Source organism: Mycoplasma sp. 773 (genome assembly GCF_053851515.1).
Map to the genome: position 1 here is coordinate 94,949 of NZ_JBSQAV010000001.1, position 23,157 is coordinate 118,105.

At 28.2% G+C, this 23,157-nt stretch carries 16 protein-coding genes; 11 read left to right on the forward strand and 5 right to left on the reverse strand.

The features are described from left to right. Nucleotides 1-11: 11 nt before the first annotated feature. On the reverse strand, nt 12-1,196 hold the full coding sequence (locus ACWXVJ_RS00335; RefSeq protein WP_455965985.1) for a phosphopentomutase: 1,185 nt from the start codon (nt 1,194-1,196) through the stop codon (nt 12-14). A gap of 9 nt (nt 1,197-1,205) precedes the next feature. Further along, on the reverse strand, nt 1,206-2,669 hold the full coding sequence (locus tag ACWXVJ_RS00340; RefSeq protein ID WP_455965987.1) for a DUF1846 domain-containing protein: 1,464 nt from the start codon (nt 2,667-2,669) through the stop codon (nt 1,206-1,208). Nucleotides 2,670-3,619: 950 nt separating this feature from the next. On the opposite strand from ACWXVJ_RS00340, the gene pyk reads away from it, so the two are divergent. Then, nucleotides 3,620-5,041, forward strand: a complete 1,422-nt coding sequence (gene pyk / locus ACWXVJ_RS00345) for a pyruvate kinase (protein ID WP_438340534.1) — start codon at nt 3,620-3,622, stop codon at nt 5,039-5,041. Nucleotides 5,042-5,112: 71 nt separating this feature from the next. Here the strand turns inward: pyk and ACWXVJ_RS00350 are convergent, their stop codons facing one another. Next, nucleotides 5,113-5,703, reverse strand: a complete 591-nt coding sequence (locus ACWXVJ_RS00350; protein ID WP_455965989.1) for a hypothetical protein — start codon at nt 5,701-5,703, stop codon at nt 5,113-5,115. 86 nt (nt 5,704-5,789) lie between these two features. Continuing rightward, on the reverse strand, nt 5,790-7,055 hold the full coding sequence (gene serS / locus ACWXVJ_RS00355; protein ID WP_455965991.1) for a serine--tRNA ligase: 1,266 nt from the start codon (nt 7,053-7,055) through the stop codon (nt 5,790-5,792). Between the two features lie 131 nt (nt 7,056-7,186). Here serS and ACWXVJ_RS00360 point away from each other — a divergent pair, with 131 nt between their 5' ends. The 5 genes from ACWXVJ_RS00360 (at nt 7,187) to ACWXVJ_RS00380 (ending at nt 14,725) form a co-directional block, all read left to right on the forward strand. Then, nucleotides 7,187-9,463: an ATP-dependent DNA helicase gene (locus ACWXVJ_RS00360; RefSeq protein ID WP_455965993.1), complete on the forward strand. Its 2,277-nt coding sequence runs from the start codon at nt 7,187-7,189 to the stop codon at nt 9,461-9,463. Between the two features lie 39 nt (nt 9,464-9,502). Next, nucleotides 9,503-10,057, forward strand: a complete 555-nt coding sequence (pth, locus tag ACWXVJ_RS00365; protein WP_455965995.1) for an aminoacyl-tRNA hydrolase — start codon at nt 9,503-9,505, stop codon at nt 10,055-10,057. Further along, nucleotides 10,047-10,988 (forward strand): tRNA lysidine(34) synthetase TilS, encoded by a 942-nt coding sequence (gene tilS, locus ACWXVJ_RS00370; RefSeq protein WP_455965997.1) that lies wholly within the window; start codon nt 10,047-10,049, stop codon nt 10,986-10,988. Before pth ends, tilS begins: the two co-directional genes overlap by 11 nt. Before the next feature lie 59 nt (nt 10,989-11,047). Further along, nucleotides 11,048-13,243: an ATP-dependent zinc metalloprotease FtsH gene (gene ftsH, locus ACWXVJ_RS00375; protein WP_455965999.1), complete on the forward strand. Its 2,196-nt coding sequence runs from the start codon at nt 11,048-11,050 to the stop codon at nt 13,241-13,243. Between the two features lie 204 nt (nt 13,244-13,447). Then, the gene (locus ACWXVJ_RS00380; protein ID WP_455966001.1) at nt 13,448-14,725 is read left to right on the forward strand and encodes a hypothetical protein; all 1,278 of its coding nucleotides are present in this window, start codon (nt 13,448-13,450) and stop codon (nt 14,723-14,725) included. Nucleotides 14,726-14,777: 52 nt separating this feature from the next. On the opposite strand, the gene ACWXVJ_RS00385 is transcribed toward ACWXVJ_RS00380, so the two are convergent. Continuing rightward, nucleotides 14,778-15,392: a DUF402 domain-containing protein gene (locus ACWXVJ_RS00385; protein WP_438340542.1), complete on the reverse strand. Its 615-nt coding sequence runs from the start codon at nt 15,390-15,392 to the stop codon at nt 14,778-14,780. A 139-nt stretch (nt 15,393-15,531) separates the two neighbouring features. Here ACWXVJ_RS00385 and trmB point away from each other — a divergent pair, with 139 nt between their 5' ends. The 5 genes from trmB (at nt 15,532) to ACWXVJ_RS00410 (ending at nt 22,725) form a co-directional block, all read left to right on the forward strand. Then, nucleotides 15,532-16,137 (forward strand): tRNA (guanosine(46)-N7)-methyltransferase TrmB, encoded by a 606-nt coding sequence (gene trmB / locus ACWXVJ_RS00390; protein ID WP_455966003.1) that lies wholly within the window; start codon nt 15,532-15,534, stop codon nt 16,135-16,137. A gap of 95 nt (nt 16,138-16,232) precedes the next feature. Next, nucleotides 16,233-18,974 (forward strand): DNA gyrase subunit A, encoded by a 2,742-nt coding sequence (gene gyrA / locus ACWXVJ_RS00395; RefSeq protein ID WP_455966005.1) that lies wholly within the window; start codon nt 16,233-16,235, stop codon nt 18,972-18,974. A 311-nt stretch (nt 18,975-19,285) separates the two neighbouring features. After that, entirely contained in the window at nt 19,286-21,283 is a 1,998-nt protein-coding gene (locus tag ACWXVJ_RS00400; protein ID WP_455966007.1) for a variable surface lipoprotein, read from the forward strand. Nucleotides 21,284-21,644: 361 nt separating this feature from the next. Further along, nucleotides 21,645-22,271, forward strand: a complete 627-nt coding sequence (locus ACWXVJ_RS00405) for a hypothetical protein (protein WP_455966009.1) — start codon at nt 21,645-21,647, stop codon at nt 22,269-22,271. A 202-nt stretch (nt 22,272-22,473) separates the two neighbouring features. Continuing rightward, complete coding sequence (locus ACWXVJ_RS00410) at nt 22,474-22,725, forward strand: hypothetical protein (RefSeq protein WP_455966011.1); 252 nt, start codon at nt 22,474-22,476, stop codon at nt 22,723-22,725. Nucleotides 22,726-23,157 lie beyond the last annotated feature (432 nt).

A 23,157-nucleotide genomic window follows, 5' to 3' on the forward strand; every position in this document is an offset into this window, starting at 1 on the left:
CAGATAAGCTGTTATATTAAATCATCAAAAATATCATCGCCGGTTGCTACAGTAGGAATATCAAAGTTTCTAGCAACAATATTACCAGCTGTTCCTAATCCTTTTAGCGACCCTAAAACTTTCGGATGCATGAATGATTTTGAATAAACTGTTAAAGGTAGAGCTTCCCTGGTATGGTCTGGTCCAAAGGTTGGGTCATTGCCATGATCAGAAGTCATAATTAATAAGTCATCTTTTTTCATAGCATTAATTAGTTTTGCTAGTTTAATATCTAATCTTGAAACATTTTGACTATATCCAATCGGATCTTCTCGGTGCCCATAGTGGCTATCAAATTGGACTAAGTTCACAAATATAAATTGATTCTTTGATGAAGATGCAGCGATATTGATAGCAATGTCCATATTTTCATCATCAGAAGCAGGGCCGTACACTTTATCAATACCAACACCACTAAAAATGTCGTTAATTTTTCCGATTGCAATAACCTCAATACCCTTTTTTTGTAAGTCCTCAAGAATAATGTGCCCTGTTGGTTTGTTTGCAAAGTCGTGTCTGTTGAATGTTCTTGTAAATTTTCCGTTTTCATAAACGAAGGGTCTCGATATAACTCTTGCTACATTCCATTCTGGTTTTGAGGAACAAATTTTTCTTGCTCTTTTTGCATATTCGGTAAGTTTTTCAACACCTAATGTTTTTTCATCACCAATGATTTGCAAAGTCGAGTCAGGAGAAGTATAAATAATCATATCTCCTTTTTCCATATGTTGATGACCAAGTTCAGCTAAAATAACTGTACCAGAAGCGTTTCTATTACCAATAATTTTTCTTCCATCAAATGCTTTTGATAGTTCAGCTACCAAATCATCAGGGAAGCCTTTTTGAGTAAATTGAGGGTTTGGAACTTCTGTATAAATCCCCATCATTTCTCAGTGCCCGGTTAGAGTATCTTTACCATTTGATATCTCATGTATTTTTGCAACATATGCAAGCGGTTTTTTTACTTTTTGATTATGTCCTGCAATTTTGGCTACTTCGGTAACACCTAATGATTTTCATGTTGGAATTTCTAGTGGTAAGGCTTCAGAGGCATGCAATAAGCTATTTGCACCTTTGTCACCAAATTCTTCTTGACGAGGCTCAGGTCCAATTCCTAAACCATCTGTTACAATAAAAAATATACGATTAAATTTCATAATTTCTCCTTAATGTTTTATTACTTCAACTTGTTCGGTTAAATATATATCCATACTTTTTAAAATTTCTTTATCAGATTCGCTTGATATTGTGGTCCTATGTAAATATAAACCAGCAAGTTTATTAATTTGATCATATGCTTTTTTAGCTATTTTAGATGTTAGCGCACTAATTGAAAGGGCCATAAGCGTTTCTTTAACATCAAGTGATAGATGATTGTAATGTAAGTTTTGTTTTAAATCCTTAACTAATTCTATGACATCAGGATTTAGAACGTCAATTGTTGAATCAATTTTTGCAAAGTACTTTAAGGCATTTAGAACTACAGCACTATTAGAATTTAATAACTTAGATTCTTTCCCTAACAAAACATGACCAGAATTTATTTCAATAGCTGAGCAAACTACATTATTTTTATTGGTATATTCATTTGCAAATTTTATTGATCCTATAATATTAGGGTCAATATTATTATTCTTGATTATTTTATTTAATCTATTTAGATAGACTTTTGGACATTTATCTTGTTGGTAATTTACTTTGGTTTGATAATACCTACATACTATTTCTTTTTGAGAGGCTATGGTAACTGCTTGATCGTTGGTAATACAAAATCCTGCCATATTAACACCCATATCTGTTGGCGATTTGTACAGTGATGTATTGTATATTTTTGTTAATAAATTATTTAATATTGGAAATGCTTCAAGATCTCGATTGTAATTTGTCGCCTTGATTTTATATGCGTTCCAATGAAATGAGTCGACCATATTTATATCATTTAAATCTACTGTAGCTGCTTCATATGCTAGGTTGGTAGGATGATTTACTTGTAGATTTCAAATGGGAAAAGTTTCAAACTTAGCATAGCCAGATTTTATATTATTCTTATTGTCGTGATACAGTTGTGAAAGTATTGCACTTAATTTCCCAGATCCCGGTCCTGGCGCCGTTACGACAATGATTCTTTTTTTAGTAATAGCGTAGTCATTTTTGCCAAAACCGCTTTCAGATACAATATGTTCAATGTCGTGGGGATAGTTTTTTATATGATATTGCTTAACAACATTAATCCTTCGTTTAGTTAGCCTATGAATAAAGGACTTGATTTGAATAGAATCTTCATATTGTGTTATTACAACATTTTTAACCTCAAGGTCATATTTTTTAAATTTATTAATAATTCTAAAAATATCCTCTTCATATGTAATATTAATGTCAGACCTTATTTTTCTGTTTTTTATATCCTGGGCAGCAATCACTAACATTATTTCAACTTCGTCTTTAAGTTTTAACAGCATTTGTAATTTTGCATCATGTTTAAATCCTGGCAAAACTCTTGTGGCATGAAAGTCATTGAATAGTTTTCCACCAAATTCAACATATAATTTATTGCCAAACTTATCAATTCTCTTCCTAATTTCATCAGATTGAAGATTAATATATTTGTTATTATCAAAACCAATTTCCATAAATTTTTCCTAAAATATAAATTTATTTTAATTCTTAAATAATTTTATAACAATTTAATATTATGATATTAAGAAATTACAAATAGTCATCTTTTAAAAGGAAGAACAACGCAATGCTTCATAAACTATATAATGATAATTAGTTTTTAAAGTTTAGATGAGCTTTTAAAAATTATGATTACAAAAAATTAATAAAGGGGAATTTTGACAATTAAATTGCTTCTTTACATTGAACTTTGTTATATAAAAACGATTTTTATTTTGCAATTAACCGTGTTGAATGCTTATTTTTAATTGCATTATCAAAAGCGCCAAGACTATAAATCCTCATACATTTTTGATTTTTAGGTAGTAAATAAACTTTTAAAGAATGCTACATCATCAGTGAAACTACTAAGATCAAATGATAGACGTTACTATTTATAGTGCAAAAAATTTTTGATGCTTCTTAAAGATAGATTTATTTATTTTAATTTTAAATAATATAAAGTAAAAAAGAACCTAATATGTTATTACTAATTTTTTAAATTTTGTTTTTTAAATATTTTTTCAAACTATAGTTGTATTTATAAAATTAAAATATATTGTTTTTTTAGTGCAATTTTTATTGTAAAAATATGTTTTTGGCAAAGAAAGATTCTTTAGATATAGAAACAAAATTGATTTTAGCATATAAGTTTTTGGTGTTTTAAAAAGTTAATAATTGAATCTTATTTGTTTGTTCCCATCTTTGTGTAGATTTTTATCTACCTTGTATATTTTGTCCCTTAAAATTAGTAGAAAAATAATTTTTTATCTTGCTAATTTATTATTGCAGTCAAATCTTAACTAATGTAAAATTAAAAAATCTTTAAAGGAAAGTAATTTTGGTATTTTTATCATTATTTAAAAAAACAAGTTTTAAATAAAGAGTAAAATTTTATTATATAAAAAATTTCGAAAGGCATAACATGAAATTTAATGAACTAAGAACTAAGATAGTCGCTACAGTCGGACCTTCAAGTGAAAGTTATGAAACAATGAAAGCTTTAATTGAAGCTGGTGTTACAACCATTAGAGCAAATTTTTCACATGGTACAATTGACGATCATAAAAGAAAGTTTGACATTGCTAGACAAATATCAAAAGAAATAGATAGACCAATTTCATTGATGTTGGATACAAAGGGGCCAGAAATCAGAATTGGTAAGATGCAAGATGGCGTTTGCTTAATTCCTGCTAAACATAAATTAACTATTAGAACAGATAAAAAATCATATGAAAATTTAATTGGAGATGAGAATACTATTACCGTTTCATATCGTATGGACCTAGATGTTAATGAAGGCAATAAGGTATTGATTGATGATGGTAAATTGGTAACTATTGTTAAAGAAGTAAAACCTAATGAAGTTATTGTTGAAACTATAAATTCTCATAAATTAAAAACAAATAAAAGAGTTAATATTCCGGGCGTTAATTTCTCTCTACCATTTTTATCAGAAAAAGATATTAATGATATTATTTGAGGAACTCAATATAAAGTTGACTATATAGCAGCATCATTTGTTAATAATGCAGCGCAGGTTAATCAAATAAGAAAAATTCTTGATGAGCATAACGGACAACATATTCAAATAATTTCAAAGATTGAATCTCAAATGGCAATTAACAATATTGACGAAATAATTAGAGCATCTGATGGAATTATGATTGCTAGAGGTGATTTAGGTTTAGAAATACCTTATTATGATGTTCCATATTGAGAAAAGAAAATTATTCGTGCAGCAAGAATTCAAGGAAAGAATGTTATCGTTGCAACACAAATGCTTGACTCAATGGAAAATAATCCTTTACCAACAAGAGCAGAAGTTACTGATGTTTATTACGCTGTTGAATTAGGTGCTGATGCAACTATGCTTTCTGGTGAATCCGCATCTGGAAAATATCCAGTTGAAGCTGTTAAAACAATGGCCAAAATAGCGAAGAGAGCTGAAAAAGAATATTTTACTGAATTATTCTATGAGAAACAAATTCAAAAGGTTGCTAATGATCAAAATTCAAGAATGCTAATTGCTTATGAAGTAGCATCAATATTGCAACCTGGCGATTATAAGTTTGCTATTGTTTTATCACATAGTGGTAAATTATTAAAAGAGGTAGCTAAGTATCGTCCTAATGCTCATATTATTGGTGTTGTAAGTGACGACAAACTTGTATGGAGTTATGGAGTAACTGCGGGCGTATTTTGTGAAAAGCATTCAGAAGCTGTAAGATCTTTAATAAAATATAATCACGATGCTGGACGTCAAGTTTTAGAGGAATATGGTGCTAAAAAAGGTGATAAATTTATTGTTGTGGATAGTTTAAATATTACTTCACATGAGTTCTAAAAGTTATTTTTATTAATAAAAAAAACCGCAACGTTAGGCATGCGGTTTTAATTTAAACAATTTTAATCTATTTATTTAGATCATATTTTTTTGTCGAGTTTATATGTATTTCTCAATTTTTTTAGTTGCTTAGAAATTTTTTGATTTATGATGTATGAAAAAGGGTTAAATGTAATTCTTTCATTTGTTTCAAAATATTTATCTAAAAAACCAAATGTTGTTTCACCATACATTGAGTATAGAATTTCGCCTATTTTGGTGTCTAGTCAAATATATTTATTAGCAAGAATTTTTCTATCCAAAAAAAGAATCATATTTGGCAGTTTGTCAAGAATTTCTAAGGTAGTTAAACTATATAATTTTTCTTCTGATTCTGACTTTGTTAGGAAGAAATCTCTTTTTATTGAGTCAATAATTTTATGTTTGCTAAGATAGTAGTAATAACAGAAAAATGTGTGGCCCCATTCTTGGTTATATTCTTCTTCCCCGTCATATAGTTTGCAAAAATCGTCATGTTGTTTCTTACTTATTTCCTCAATCGAGAAAATTTTAGTGAAATCTTCATAGGAATTTAACGGCTCATTAAGTTTTTTTAACAAATTTTTTGATTCCTCATATAACACATTTTCATTTTGAATATTTTCGTTTTTCTCTGGTTGCATATTTATTCTTCCCCATTTTTAGGATAATAAAGAATTTATAATTTGATTTCTTAATAACATTTAGTTGTTTAAAATACTAAACTTATTTATCTTATTATTTCTTTATTCATATATGGAACTAAAACTTTTGGAACAGTTATCGAACCGTCTTCATTTTGATAATTTTCTAAGATAGCAGCAACAACTCTATCAATGGCTAAACCAGAACCGTTTATTGTGTATGCATATTTAGTTTTTCCCTCTTTAGTTCTATATCTAATTTTTGCTCTAATCGCTTGAAAATCCTTATAAATTGAAATTGAACTAGTTTCGCGATATCTCTGCTCAGAAGGAATTCACAGCTCAAGGTCAATTGTTTTAGCTGACCCAAATCCCGTATCACCTGTTGATAATATAAGCTCTCTAAAAGGTATTTCTAGTAATTCTAAAATGCTTTTTGCATCATTGACCGTTTTTTGTCATTCCAATAAGCCATCTTCTTGTTTAACGAATTTAACTAGTTCAACTTTGTGAAATTCGTGTTGTCTAATTAAGCCTTTTGTATCTTTACCACCACTTCCAGCTTCAGATCTAAAGCATTTAGTATATGCGACATATTTGATAGGATTTTCAAGATTTAATATTTCATCGTAATGCAAATTGGTGACTGGAACCTCGGCAGTTGGTATCAGTCATAAGTCACTATTTTCGACCTTAAAAAGATCTTCGCCAAATTTTGGGAGTTGTCCTGTGCCATAAAGCATATTTGAATTAACTAGGTGCATTGGCATAATTTCTTTATATCCATTTTTTATATGTGTATCTAACATGAAATTTTCAAGCGCCCTAATTAATCTAGCCCCATCGTTTTTATAAAGTGCAAAGCGTGATTTTGAAAGTTTAACGGCTCTTTGGAAATCCACAATATCAAGCTTAGTTGCGATTTCATAATGCGGCAAGACATTTTTAACTAATCCACGTCCAAGGTTAGCATATTCGCCAATGCAAACATTATCCTCATCGCTTAAACCTATTGGCACGTCATCATACGGGATATTAGGTATTTGTAATAATAACTTATTTACTTCTTTGACAATTTGATTTGTTTCAGATTCGATTGATTCAATTTGTTTTTTGGCTTCATTTACTTCTAGCATTAGCAAGTTATAATCTTGGTTATTTCTTTTTTTGATTCCTATTTCTTCGCTTAGTTTATTTCTTTTGGCCTGAAGACCTTCTAAATTATGAATCAATGAATTTCTTTTGTCACCAAGTTCATAAATTTTATCAAGTGCTAAATGGTCAAAATTTCTGTTAGCAAGTTTTCTAATTACTTCTTCCTTATTTTTTAAAAGATATTTTAGATCAATCATATTTTAAACTCCCTGAATTAAACTATCAATAATTTTATACTTTTTTAATAAAGTATGGTTGTTATTAACTTTAATTTGCATATCCTTAAATAGGTCATAAAAAAGTATGATTGTGCTACAATTAAAAAGATATGCTTAAACAGAATTTTATAGTAACTGGAACATTTGAAAAAGTGTTATGGAGATCAAGAGATCAGCGTACAGCAATTGTGGCTTTTAAAGTTTTAGAAAATGATAAAAAAAATCCAATAATCTTAAATTCCTATAATTCAATAACCATAACTTTTTATGATCATTTATTTGACGAATTAAAAATTGAAATTCACGAAAAAAAATATGAAATAAGCGTAATTAAAAATAACCTTTCAAAATATAATGATAGTTATTTGATCGATTCCCAAATCCCTTTTAAAAAAGTTACATCTGAGCTTCTAATTGAGGAAAAAAATGAATATTTAAGTCAAGTTTTTAAATTAGAGCTATTTAATGAATTAAAAAATGTTAAGTTTAATACATTGATAAGAGATTTAGGAGAAGATGTTTTTCAAAAAATTTATGACGATAAAAAGCTTTATGGGCAAACATTTGGTATCACTGCGGAAGATTGAAAAAGACTTGTGGAAATAATAAAAAATAACTTTCAATATTTAATTGATATATCACACCTTTTTAAGATTAATGTTTCAAAGGCAACAAGCAGGTTAATTTTAAAGAAATTTAGTAGCCTTAAAAGTTTTCTAGATGAGTATTTTGATAATTTATACAATTTTTATTTTGACCTTGAAGAATATGAAAATATTAAGATATCTGATATTGATAAGATTGCAATTGAATTTAATCCTACATCGCTAGTTCAAAAAAACGCAACTTATTTATATGCATTTGTGGAAGAATATTTTTTTAATTCTGGTAATACGCGAATTAAAGTAGATAAATTTTATAAAACCCTATGTAATATTTTTAATAATGAAATTTTTAATAGTATTAAGAAACATTTTGATGAGACAGTTGCCCAATTATTAGAAAAAAGATTGCTTATTTCTTTAAAATACATTGATGGTGAGTACTATACTACTCGCGATACAATCTATAAAGAAGAATATGTTGTAAAGCGTCTTTCATATATATTAAAGAAATCAAATTACGAAGAGCCTAATATTTTAAATATTCCATCGATTTTTGATGCACAACAAGTCACAGCTATTAAATCGGCTTTAACTGAGAATTTAGTATTAATTACTGGCAATCCTGGGACTGGTAAAACATTAATAACTAATGAAATTATTGACCAATTAGCTAAAAAATATGATCATAACGATATAGCAATTTTAACTCCGACTGGTCGAGCAACAATTAATATTAATATAAAGCAAGAAAATATGAAGGCCCAAACAATTCATAGTTTTTTGCGTTGAGATCAAGAAAGTAACAGATTTTTTACTAATGAAGATTCAACCTCTGATATTGGTATTTTAATTATTGATGAGTTTTCAATGGTGTCATTGGATTTATTTTATAATCTTTTAAAAGGTATATCAAAATATACATTAACTAAAATTATCTTAGTTGGTGACAAGGATCAATTGCCGGCCATTGGCAGTGGCTACTTAATTAAAGATTTTATTGAGAATAATATTTTTAAAACTATTATTTTAACTAATATATATCGTCAATCTGGAAACTTTGATATTGTTAAAGATGCTTTAAAAATAAATGAAGGGGTATTTCCGGATTTTGAATCAAAAAATTCTGAATTTTATCCAACAAATCGCCTTGAACTTAAAAATAAATTAATTAAGAAGATTGAAGAATTATTAGCTCAAGGCTATACAAAAAAAGACATAGCTATTCTTAGCCCAATATATCGTTATGAAACTGGTATTGATGAAGTTAATGAGGCTCTTATTAGTTATTTTAGAAATAAAGAAAAACCTGAAGTCGCTAAATATCGTGAAAGAACATTAGCAATTAATGATAAAATTATCAACCTAGTTAATGATTCTAAATTGAAAGTTTTTAATGGTGAAATAGGTTATATTTCGAAATTTATATATGCTAAATCAACAACAAAAAAGGAACCCATTTTATCACACATTTCCATTGAATTTGATAGTGATGATAAAGTGGTTACCTTACCAAGAGCCTATTTCTTTGAAAATACTTATTCAGCCTATTGTACAAGTGTTCACAAATATCAAGGTAGTGAGTGCAAGGCTGTAATTGTAATTTTATTCTCAGAAGCCAAAAAATTATTAAGTAAAAAATTAATATATACAGCAATAACAAGAGCAAAGCAATATAGTGTTATTATAGGTGAAAAAAGTGCGCTAGAATTTGGTATTGCAAATGACGACGATTCCAAAAGAATTACTAATATTCAATATCTATGAATGAAAAATCATAAATAACAAATATTTTGTTTTAATTTTAATTATTAAGGAGAAATTATGAAATTAATTGTTGGATTGGGAAACCCAGGTGTTGAGTACGAGAGAACAAGACATAATGTAGGTTTCATGGTTATTGACAAACTTGCCGAGAAATTAGAATGTCCCCTAAAGGAAAAAAAGTTTAATGGAATTTTTTATAAGGATAGTGAAATAATTTTAGCTAAACCCTTGACATATATGAATAATAGTGGCGAATTTATTAAAGCAATTTGCGATTATTTTGAAATAATGATCGACGATATCATTGTCGTTTATGATGATATGGATACCGAACTTGGTAAAGTTACTATTAGACAATCAGGCTCTTCAGGAGGCCATAATGGCATTAAGAGCATTATAAACCATCTAGGCACCCAAGATTTTAAACGTTTAAAAGTGGGGATTGGTAGAAAGGAAAACGCTATTAACTTTGTTCTAGGAAAATTTAGTTATAGTGATTCATTGGTAATTGAAAAAGTTATTGATGTAGCATCTGATGCCTTAATTCAATTTATTAGTAATGATATTCGTTATGTTATGAATAACTATTCAGGTAAAATTTATGGAAAATAAGTTAATTGAATTAAGACAAAAATTTTTTAATGAATTTATTAATAACCTTGTTTCATTGGATGAAACCTTTATCCTTGGCATTAGTGGTGGACCTGATTCAATGTGACTGCTCAATCTTATGAAAAATCAAAAAATTATTGTTGCTTGTGTTAATTATAATAAGCGTGAGGACTCGTGAAAAGATGAAAAAATAGTTCGAGATTTTTGCTATAAAAATAACATCGTATGCGAAATTTTTTCAATAGAAAAATCAAATGATCATATTGGTAATTTTCAAAAAATAGCACGTGATCAAAGATATACATTTTATAAAAAAATTTATGATAAATATAAGGCTAATTATTTAGTTCTTGCGCATCACAAGGATGATTGTCTTGAAACATTCTTATTTCAGAAGCAAACTTTTAGACACCCCAAACAATATGGAATAATGCCATTAAATAAAATTAATAACATGAATATTTTTAGACCGATGATTAATTTGTGATACAAAGATGAAATTTTAGCATTCTGTAATCAATTTGCGATTCTATATGCTATTGATTATACAAATAATTTGCCTATATATACTAGAAATAAAATTAGAATTGGTCTAAAAAAATGTTCTTCTTTACAAAAAGATGAATTATTTTTAAAATTAAAATTCTTGAATAAAGAATTAGAAAAAAAACAAAATCTTGTAAATAATGAATTTAAAAAGTTTAGGGAATCTAATTACAATTATAAAATTCTAAACTTTGATCATTGTTATATTAATGAAATTTTATTTGAATATTTGCACGCTAATGTTAAGGATATTAAAATATCATTAAATAAATTAAATTCATTTAAAAAGTTTATTATGTCTCAAAAAAATTTTAAAGGTTTTAAAATTAATGATGAAGTAATTATCTATAAGAAGCAAGCGTCTCTAAAAATTTGTAAAAATTAATTTTTATTTTATAATTTTGCTAATAAATCAAATTAAATTACTATAGAAAGGAGTTTTATATGGGAAATAAAAATAACTCTCCACAACCGAAAGAAAAGAAAAAAATTGGATTATTTGGAATAGTTGGGATTTTTATTGCTATTGTTGCCTTTATAGTTCTTGTTTTAATTGCAGTTGATCAAATTCGTGCTGCTTCAATCAAATACGAGAATCTAGGTTTTTTAGAAAAAGTCGTAAGAGAAACAGCAAAAAGTCAAACTGATGGTCTTTATGTTTCGCAATGATTAGAAAATACTTATTCTGATACTTTAAATATTACAGTTAATGGGACCCAGAATGAATTGCAATTTTTGCTTGGTCGAAAATTTTATCCCTTTTCATCTTATTCATTTACGATTAACTTAAGTGGATTATTAGAAAGGGAATTACCATCTTCATTAATTTCATGAACAAATACTAAAACATATTATGAAGCTCTTAGTGCCATAACTTCAACAAGTGGTGGTATTTCTGGCTCATTTAGTTCAGCACCAATTCCACAGGCTGGCATCTTCGAAAAATACATAAGTCCAGCAATTAATGTAATCTTCTTTGGAATTATTATTATTGCTATTGTATTTAGCTTAAAATCAATGTCAAGAAGAGGATTGGGCGGTGATTTTGGTATAGGTAATAAATCATTAGCACAAAGAGTATATTCAAATAAAAAATTCTCAGATATAGCAGGAAATGAGGAAGTTAAGGAAGAAGTTAAAGAATTAGTTGATTATTTAAAAAATCCTAATAAATATGATGCTGCGGGTGCCAGAATCCCTAAAGGTATTTTACTTGGAGGGCCTCCAGGAACTGGTAAAACCTTAATTGCAAAAGCTACAGCAGGGGAAGCTAATGTGCCCTTCTTCTTTATTTCTGCTTCAAATTTTGTGGAAATGTTCGTTGGTCTTGGGGCCAAACGTGTTAGAGATATGTTTGAAGAAGCAAGAAAACATGCACCTGCAATTATATTTATCGATGAATTGGATGCTGTAGGTAGATCGCGGGGCGCTGGAATTGGTGGCGGAAATGATGAAAGAGAACAAACTCTTAACCAATTGCTAGTAGAAATGGACGGCATTAAGGAAAATAGTGGAATTTTAATTATGGCAGCAACTAATAGAACTGATGTTCTTGATCCTGCCTTATTAAGACCTGGTCGTTTTGATAGAACTATTACTGTCGGACTTCCTGATATTAAAGAAAGAGAACAAATCCTAATATTACATGCGAGAGGAAAAAGAGTTGATCCTAAAATTAGTTTCTCACAATTGGCTAGAAGAACTCCTGGATTTTCGGGTGCACAACTCGAAAATGTAATTAATGAGGCTTCATTATTGAGCGTTAGAGAAAGAACTCTATTTATTACTTTAGAACAAATTGATGAAGCTATTGATAGAGTTATGTCGGGTCCTGCTAAGAAATCAAGAACAATTTCTGAAAAAGAAAATATAGCAGTTGCGTATCATGAAGCGGGACATGCCGTTGTCGGAATTAAAATGAAAGGCGGCAATAAGGTACAAAAGATTACCATTATCCCTCGTGGTCAGGCAGGTGGATATAATTTAATGATGCCTGAGGAAGAAAAATACAATCGTTCAAAATCAGAGTTAATTGCTATTATTACTTCATTTATGGGTGGCCGTGTCGCCGAGGCAATTATTTATGGAAAGGAAAATGTGTCAACTGGTGCTAGTGATGATATTGCTAAGGCAACATCTATTGCACGTAGAATGGTTACTGAATGAGGTTTATCTGATTTAGGACCTATTAAGTATGAGGAAGATACATCAAATCCATTTTTAGGGCGTGATTATATGAAAAATGCTTCTTTTTCAAACAAGGTTGGCCAAGAAATTGATGAACAAATTCGCAAAATTATTCTTACAGCAGAACGCGAAGCACATAAAATTATTTCAGAGAATCGCGATTTATTAGAGTTAATTAAAGATGCTCTTATTATTAAAGAAACAATCGTTGCTGAGGAAATTGAATATATTGCTGAAAATATGAAATTACCAGAAGGGCTAAGCAAAACAAAAGAACAATTAAAAGTAGATTATTCAGAAGTTGATTTTAATAATTTATTTAATGAAGTTTCAGGAGCTAAAAAAATAACTGAGGATAAATATAAAAACGACTTAGCAGAGGAACTTGCAAAACATGATGTTCCATTGGATGATAATTTGTCTGGTAATGATGAAAATGATGATAATAATTAAAATTGAATAACTTTTTATTTAAAATCCCAATAGACAATAACATGGTGTCTTTTGGGATTTTAATTTAATAATTTGCCATATGTGTTATATTAAGTATCTTTTTTAGCTTTAATTTGTTTATGTAATTGTTATATATTATAATTTAGTTAATTATAAATTACTGTATAGATAATGTAAATTAAACACGCAAAGGAAGAAAAGATTATGAAGAAGAGTTTATTAAAAATATTATTGCCCTTAACAAGTATCGGAATTGTTCCTGTTTTAGCAGTTTCATGCTCTAATTCTGAAAAACAATTATTAGAAAAAGAAATTGAAAATGTTAATAAAACTATCAAAGAGGATAAAAGTTTAACTGCCGAAACAAAAGTTTTATTAGCGCAAAGTGTTACAAAGACAAGAAATTTATTAGCTCAAGCGAAGTCAGATGCAGAAATTAAACGAATAAAGGATGCATTTATTAATGAAATTAATGAGATTAAATTAAAAAACAAACAACAACCAACACCTAAACCAGATGACAAAACAGGCGATAATCCAAGTGCTCCTATTGATGAAACAAAAAAAGAAAATCAAGTAATTAAGAAATTAAAAGATATCTTTGAGGTTAGTGAAGAAAATAAAACTAAATATGGTGCTAAATTATTAAATAAAGAAGTTTGATTATGATATGGCAGAAAAGATAAAAATATAGTTGTAACACAACAAGGTAAGAATCCTAATTGAAAAAAAGGGGTTGATGTAATATTTACAATAAAAAATGCTAGTTTATTAGAAGATACACAACTTGTTAATTCTGAAAAATCAACCTATGAAAATAAGAAAAGAAATTCAATAGAATTGCAATCACAGCTTAACTATAAAATAGTCAAAAAGAGTGAGAAAGATGATTCTGATGGAAAAAATAAGACTGTTGATTTTGAAGTAATTGTTGAATATAAAAGTGCATCATACAGTAAAGATGGAAATCACATAATTTCCGATACTTCTAATACTTCTAAATTAGAATTTTCAATTAAGGTACCAAAAACTAATGAAAAAATTAGCGATGTTGATGCCTTTATTAAAACTACACAAGGTAAGTTTAAACTAAATGATAAATATTCTAAAAAAGATTCCTTAAAAGAAGATTTAAAACAAAAGAAGATTGATCTATGATATTCATACACCTCGCATGCCATTGTTTGGACCGAAAGAAATCAACACCCTAATTGAAAAGATTTGACTGAATCGGACCAGGTTTTATTATCAAACGGTATTGAGTGAAATAAAGACGGAAAGAACTATCAACTTGCAAACCCTTCTAATCCAACATACATTAGTAAAAATAAAACAAAAATCAGTAGCAAGCTTGATTACGAAGTTAATGAAAAAGACGGTAAATTTACTTTAATAATTAAATATAAAGGTGCTGAATTTGTTAAAAATGGTGCTCCTATTATTGGCAATGAAGTTGTTTCTTCCGAAATAGAAATTGCTTAAAATAAAAAGAAAATAGAGGGAATTTCCTCTATTTTTATTAGTCTTAAATATTCTAAATATCGCCGGAATTTATTAATTGTTTTTTAATATCGTTAATAAGTTTTTTAGAAAAAATACCCCTTTTTAATCTACTTTGTTCTTCTAAAAAATCAAGTTCATTATAGATGCGATAAATCAATTTTAAAGGATAATTTAACTTGGTTATCGATTCTTTAAAGTCAATTCAGTCAATAACGTTAAACTCATCATCGTTGTAACATTTAATATCAAGGTCAAAGTCAATGTATTTAATGATATTATCCTCAATAAAAAAAGGGCTAGCTAAATTAACATAAATATTGTTTGGTCTATCATCATTAAGAGTTATCGAAGCATTATAAAATTTATTTTTGGCAAAGAAAAACAAAATAGGTTTTGAAACTAGCCAGTTGATATTTGATTCTTGCACTTTTGTTTTCATTAATAAAACAACAACAAAATCATCAAGATTAGCTATGATTTTACACCCTTCATATTGTCGATATAATGTGCCATCATACTTAAAAGCTTGAACAGAAACTAGCTGGCCCATTTGATATAGTTTCTTAGGTTTTCTTGATTCTAATTTTGATATATTTTCTTGTTTTGCTAAATCATGAAAACTCTTAATCTCATTATTAGAGCTCATGTATCCTCATTTTTAAATAATTAATATATGTATAAGAAACTAATTTTACTTAGTTAGTTATCATAAAAATTATAAACAAAAGTTACTAAAAACCATCTTTTTTAAAAAATATGCAAGAAGGTTTTATACAATTTTATCTATGAGATTAAGACATAATAAAAACGCATTAAGCACTCTCGAAAATAGCGAATTTTATATTAACCAATTCCCTTATACACCTAAAAAGGATGCTGTTGTTGAGATTGGTATGGGAAAGGGCAAGATGCTTTCAGAATTAGCACTATGTCATCCGGAAAATGAATATATAGGTATAGAGAAATACTCGACCCCAGCATTATCAGCGCTCAAGAAGATTGAACAAAAGTCTTTAAAAAATATGAAGATAATTGTGGGTGATGCTGCTAAACTTAATGAAATTATTGCCGATAAGGTAAAAACAATTTGGCTAACTTTTTCTGATCCATGGCCTAAAAAAAGGCATTTTAAGAGGAGATTAGTTTATAAAACTTTTTTAGAACAATATAAATCTGTTCTTGATAAGGAAGGCAAAGTTTATTTTAAGACTGATAATAATGGGTTATATGAATTTGCATTGGAACAATTAAAGGAATTTAACGCTGATATAATTTATCATACGTCGGATTTACATAATTGTAATTATCAAATTGAAAATAAATTGACTGATTATGAAGAAAAATTCAGAAATGAAGGCAAAAAAATTTATTTTATTGCTTTTAAATTTTAAACCATAAAAAGTTTATGGTTTTTTTATGCCTTTAATTTTTATATCTTTTTTGATATAATTAATATATTACTTTGTAATATATTATAGGAGTAAATATGCTTAATGATGAAGAAAAAAAACTAGATGAACTAAAAATGAGCCAGGAAAAAAGCAAAGAGGAAACAATAGATGATTTTTATGCAGTTAGCGATGAAATTAAAAGAGTTTTTGATGACGAGCCAAAAGAAACAATAGATGATGAAGAGGAATATATTCCCCAAAATAATGAAAGCTATGTTGTCCAAAGTCAAATTCTAGATAGTGAAGTAAACGGACTAAGACCGGCTGATCTTGCAACGGTTATGAAGAGTTCGTTTCTTGAATATGCAATGAGTGTTATTGTTGCAAGAGCTTTACCTGATGCAAGGGATGGACTAAAGCCAGTTCATCGTAGAATATTATATGGTATGAGCGAATTAGGGATGTTTCATAATGTGCAACATAAAAAATCTGCTCGTATTGTTGGGGATGTGTTGGGTAAATATCACCCTCATGGTGATAGTTCAGTTTATGAAGCAATGGTTAGAATGGCTCAAGATTTTTCTTTGAGATATCCTTTAATTGATGGCCATGGTAATTTTGGTTCTATTGATGGCGATTCTGCTGCGGCTATGCGTTATACAGAAGCAAGGATGTCAAGGATTGCAGGCGCTATGGTTGATGGTATTAAGAAGAATACTGTTGATTTTATTGATAACTATGATGGGACAGAAAAAGAACCAGTAGTATTGCCTTCTAGATTTCCTAATTTATTAGTTTCTGGTTCATATGGTATTGCTGTTGGTATGGCAACAAGTATCCCACCTCATAATTTAAATGAGGTTATCGATGGTGTTTGTGCATTGGCAAAAAACCCTGATATTACAATAAGTGAATTAATGGAATATATTCAAGGGCCAGATTTTCCAACTGGAGGCATAATTTTTGACAAAGAAGGTTTAATACGCGCCTATGAAACAGGAGTTGGCCGTGTTACTATACGTTCAAAGGCAACTATTCAGGAATTGAGTAACGGCAAATCTAAAATTATTATTACAGAAATTCCATACGGTAAAAATAAAGCAAGCTTAATTGAAAGTATAAATCATTTAATTAAGGATAAAAAAATTGAAGGAATTTCCGATTTTCGTGATGAATCAAACCGTGATGGTATAAGAATTGTAATCGAAATTAGGAAGGCATATGTCCCAGAAGTTATTTTGAATAAATTATTTAAATTAACAGAATTTCAAACTAGATTTTCATTTAATATGGTAGCTCTAGTTAATAATGAACCGCAAAAACTTAATTTAAAAACCGCTTTAGAAGTATATTTAAAACACCAAATTAATGTTCTTACAAGAAGATTGCAATTTGATTTAGAAAAAGATTTAGCAAGAGCTCATATTTTGGAAGGCCTTAAAATTTGCGTTGAAAATATCGACCGTGTAATTGAAATTATAAAGAAATCAAAAACTGATGTAGAAGCGCAAACAGAATTAAGTAATAAGTTTAATTTAAGTGAAATTCAAACCAAGGCCATTGTTGATATGAGACTTGGCAGACTAACTGGATTAGCTATTACTAAGATGAATGAAGAGCTGGCATTAGTTCACGAAAGAATTGGCGAATATCAAAGAATATTGGGCGATAAAAATGCTTTAATTGATCTAATAATAAAAGAGTTAAACGAAATCAAAGAATCATATGGAGATAGCCGTAAAACGCAAATTAATTGAGATGAAGCCTCTGATATTAATAATGAGGATTTGATTCCTAGAAAGGACGTTGTCATTACTGTTACTACAAATGGCTATTTAAAACGTTTAGATTTAGATGAGTACAAAGAACAAAACCGCGGTGGCGTTGGTGTTTCAACTGCTAAAACCTATCAAGACGATGATATTCAAGACATTCTGGTAGCTAATACACATACTGATTTATTGATATTTACTACTGGAGCTAAGGTTTATCGTGTAAGAGGATATGAAATCCCAGTGGGGACTAAGCAATCAAAAGGTACACCAATTATTAATATCATTGGTGCTTTAAGTAGTGATGAACGTGTTATAAAAATATTAAGTGTTGATGATAGCGACTATGATAAAAATAAATTCTTAGTAACTGTAACTAAGAAGGGAATTATTAAAAAATCACATTTATCATTATATAAATTAATTAATCGAAACGGAAAACTAGCATTTGGATTGCGGGATGGAGATAGTCTTGTTGAGGCACTAGTTGCGACTGATAATGAGGACATCTTTATAGCGGCCAATAATTCAAAATTATCACGTTTTGAGGTGGCTGATATTAATTCAAAAGGTAGATTAGCAGCTGGCGTTGTGGGAATAAAATTAGGAGAAAATGAAAAGGTAGTTTCTGCTTCGACCTCGAGCGAGGGGAATTATATTTTTAGTCTTGGTGCAAGTGGATATGGAAAATTAAGCCTTGTTGATTCATTTAGAAAAACAAAAAGAAATTCAAAGGGTGTTTTAGCTTTAAATGAAGGAAAAGCTGGCGAACTTGCTTACTCAGCAACTGTAAAAGGAACTGAGGATATAATTGTTATAACCGACGAGGGTGTTACAATTAGATTTTCACTAAAAGCCGTAAGTATTACTGGAAGAAATGCAAAAGGAGTTAAATTAATCGATCTAAAGAAGAGAAATTCTTCTATTGTTGCAGTGGCAAAAGTAATTAACGAAACAGGCGAGGAAAATGAAACACGTCAATTGACTGATACTGAATTAAAAGATATTACCAGTGATGTTGATCTTGATATTCAAAATGAAGAAAAGACCAATAATAATGAATAAAAATTGTTTAAATAAAAAATATAATATTAAATTAGTTAGTCAAAATATTATAAAATATTAGATGTATTTAAACCAAGCACAAAATAAATCTTTTGTTGTTATATATTAAATACGCATAGTTGCAAGTAAAAGTCCATTTTAGGACTTTTTTATTACTTTTTCAGTGCTTTTATAATGCCTATGTTAATTATGCTATAATTTCACTATAAAATGAATAAATCAATCAGATTAAGAATTAAAATCAATAAAATCTAAGGGATAAAAAGGCCACTTTTTTGTGGCCTTTTCTTTTAAATTTACGGAGGAACTTTATGTCTAAAAATAGGAGAATTTTATTATCAATAGGGTTAATTTCACCATTAATTACCATTCCTGTGATATCAATTTCATGCAGTCAGGATGCAAAAAAAGATTTAAAAAAAATTAAGAATTTATTAAAAACTTCTGTTGAGGAAACAAACAGAATCTTTAGTGCAAATAAGGCATCGTTAGCTTTTAGTTTCGAAGAAGAGGAAGTTTATCAAAAGGCTATAGATAAAGCTATGGACATTTTAAAAAACAGTAGTGATTTAATTATGATAGAATCTACTACTAACCATATGGAAATAGCAAAAAATGAAATGGAATCTAAAATTGCTAATTTGTCAAAAAAATCTGATCAAGAGTTGCTTAAATTAGCGGAATCGTATACAAGATTTAGTTATCCAAGTATAGAAAATACTACATTAGCACAAGCTGATTTGAGCAAAATTATTAAGATTTTGCCTAAGACTTTTGAATTTAGTCAATACAAGGCTGTTAAAAACGAAGAAACTAATGACATTACCTTTATATATCGACTACAAAAGAAAAATACCAATATAAGACATGAAAAAAATAAATTTTTCATTCTAACTGGATGAAAAAAAGGTATGAATCAAATAAACAAAGAATTAGAAGAAAAAGCAAAATTAGATGAGAACCTTACAAAGTTAAAGATAAGATTTAATAATGAAAAGGCTTATCAAAATGTACTTACGAATGTATCAATTAATAATTTTGAAAATAAGCCTAACTTTGTTGTTTCGGAATATGATAAAAATTTGTATAATTTTGAACTTTCTAATCTAGTTAAGGTGTCTGATAATGAATATAAAATTGATATTCTATTATATTCAAATACAGACAAAAAAATAAGTAAAAAAATAACCAAAACAATTGATAAAGAAAGATATGCGCATCCTTCTTCTATTAATCCTCATAATTTAACACAAGAAAAGCAAAAAGAATTTTTAGTTGCACAACTTAAGGATGTTCTTGTTTATCCTTATTATTCAAAAGATAAAACATTTATCGAAAAGGGCGATTATACAAAATTAACTAATAAATCTTATTGATTAACAACAAAGAATCATCAATTACAATATGTTTTTAAAGATATAAAAGAAGAAAACGATATTAAAAAAATAACTATCGAAGTTTCCTTTGCTGATTGAAGCAAAAGCCCTATGATATCATATGACGTGCAATTTGATTTGAATAAATTAGGCATTGAAGAATTAAATAATATAAGAAAGCAAAAAGGCCAAGAACCCCTTGAAGATATTCAAGCTCCAACTAATACCATTGAAAATAAACAATATAAACAAATAAAATTAGTCAATTTTAAGGAAACACCTTCTGATGAATATCTAACTAGTGATAATGGTTTTAGGAGAATTCATGATAAGGCTTTGAAGAATCTTAAATCAAAAGAATTAGTTTTAATAAATAATGAAATTAAAGAAAAAATTTTAAAAGATGGTGAAGAATTTATAGCAGCCCAACATTTTGAATTTAACAAAAATACTTATCAAATTGATTCGGAATTATTCTTTTACAATTACACCCCAACCTTTATTGATACACAAAATGTTCTAATATTCTCAAAACCAGTTATTGAAAACAAAAAAATTAAATCAATAAAAGTAAGTTTGGGTAGCTTAACTGATGTTCTGAATAAAGATTATGCAAGAATAAGCTCAACAAGAGTTAAAATTAACGATGAAAAAACAGCAGAAGAGGATATAAAAAGACTTCAATTAACCGAAGAAATAAAAGCAAGAGGTTTTGATAAAAAACTTAAATATAATGGTAGTTTTACCGAGGAAAATTTTAACCTTGACAATTTAGTTTACGATATAAATGTACCTGAAGGATTTGAAATAATTAAACCTACAAAATTCGAGGTTAAGACCAAAAAGTCTAAGACAAAAATTTCTGTAATTGTTCGATACAAAAAAAATAATATTGAATCCTTCGCTTTTGTTACTGTATTTGAAGTTAATTAGCATAAATTTTATTGGAAATAAGTAATTTAAAAATTTATATAAATAAAATTCTAGGTTTTTATACTACCTAGATTTTTATTTATAGTTAATAAACACGAAAGTAAAAAAAGTCTTAATTTTGAGCCGTGTTGATTTTATTAGAGACTAGAAATTATTTTTTGCAATATGTTAAAATACACTTATTTTTTTAGATACATAATTAATTTTGTTTCTAATTATTCTAATAATTGGATAAACCGCAAATATAGCAAATGTATAAATTGGTATTTCAACTAAACTCTTAAATATGATAGGTACCATAAAGAAGAAGTAATATTCACTATGTTTCCATGTCCCGCTTCGGAAACGGTTATGATAGTTAATGTATGCATACGGACCTCATAATCATCTAGTTATGATTAGTATTCCAAATACAGTTAATAAAATATTGAATAATAGAAACATTGCATATTTAACGTGGACATTTCTTGTTACTAAATATGTTATTAAGAAAGCTTCCGATATTATTCATATAGATGCTATTCCAAATGTAGATATGCCTATAACAGCGTTGATTGATAGTTTTCTTTTTCTTTTTAGAGACCCCTCACTAATTGGTAGGGAATTATATTCTTTTAGTAGGATTAAAATAAAAATTGTTGTAATAATGGTTAGAAAAATAAAACCAATTGCTCATGTTGCAGTTTCGTTTTTTTTATTTAATCCTCTCATAAAATATCCAGCAAGAAAAGCTATTAAAATAGGGACAATCGCATACTCAGGCATCCATGTTGATATTCCAAAGATCAGTTGATTAATTGTATCGCATAATAAACCAATAATTGCCCCTTTTCAAGGCCCAAGCGCAAGACCAAAAATAATAAAAACTGCATATGTTATTGAAATGTTAAAAGCACCAATAAATACAAATTTTTCTATGGCTGCGGACACCATATATAATGATAATAATAGACCAAAAAGTGCTATTTCAAAAATTGAAAACCGATAGGTTTTAGTTTTGATATTTCTATGTATATCTTGAACTCAATTTATAAAGAAAGCACATACCCCCTTAATCATGATTTTTAAGATTAATTAATTATAGCAAATATAGAAATTAAGCTAGCAAATTATGAAAATCCTTAAATAGTTTCGCTCATTAAAAATAGAACTATAAAAAAAGTTAATAAAACTGTTTTAATTTGTTTAAAATGCTAAATTTTGCTCATAATTCTAAAACCAGAAAAAAAGCAAATAATAAATTCCAAGAAGGCCAAATAATGCAGGAAGATGATTTAATTAAAAAAGAAAGAGAAATTAATAATACGCAAAATTTCACAGAATCTCACGGCAAAGAATCTTCAAAACCTGAAAATAAAGGCAATGATTTAGATAATTTAATTATTGATGATGGCAATGAAAAAAGCGATTTTAAGGATATTCAATCTAGTATGATTGGTTAAAAAATAAAAATGTTGGTGATGATAAAACACAAAAAAGGTAATGATTGACAGGACTTATAACAAAGTTAAGTGGAATTAAAAAGCGTATCACAAAAGCAAGATGTCCCAACATCGAGTATTGACTTATGTGCTGCGAAAATAAAAAAAAATCAAAGAAAATGAAAAATGATTATGCAAAAAAGCAATTAGCTTCAAACCTTTTCTAAACCTGAATCGAATACTTTAAATTGAAATTATTGAAGATGTGTAAGATAAAATTGCAATTTAACTAAAAAAGAGTGCCACAAAAAGGTAATAGCAAATGTGAAGTATTAATAAAGGAATTAGGATGATTCTAGAATCATCCTATTTTTTATATTGATGGCTTAAACCAGCATACTCAATTGATAAAGCAAAGAATAACTTTTATTTATAAAAACAGAATTTTTTGAT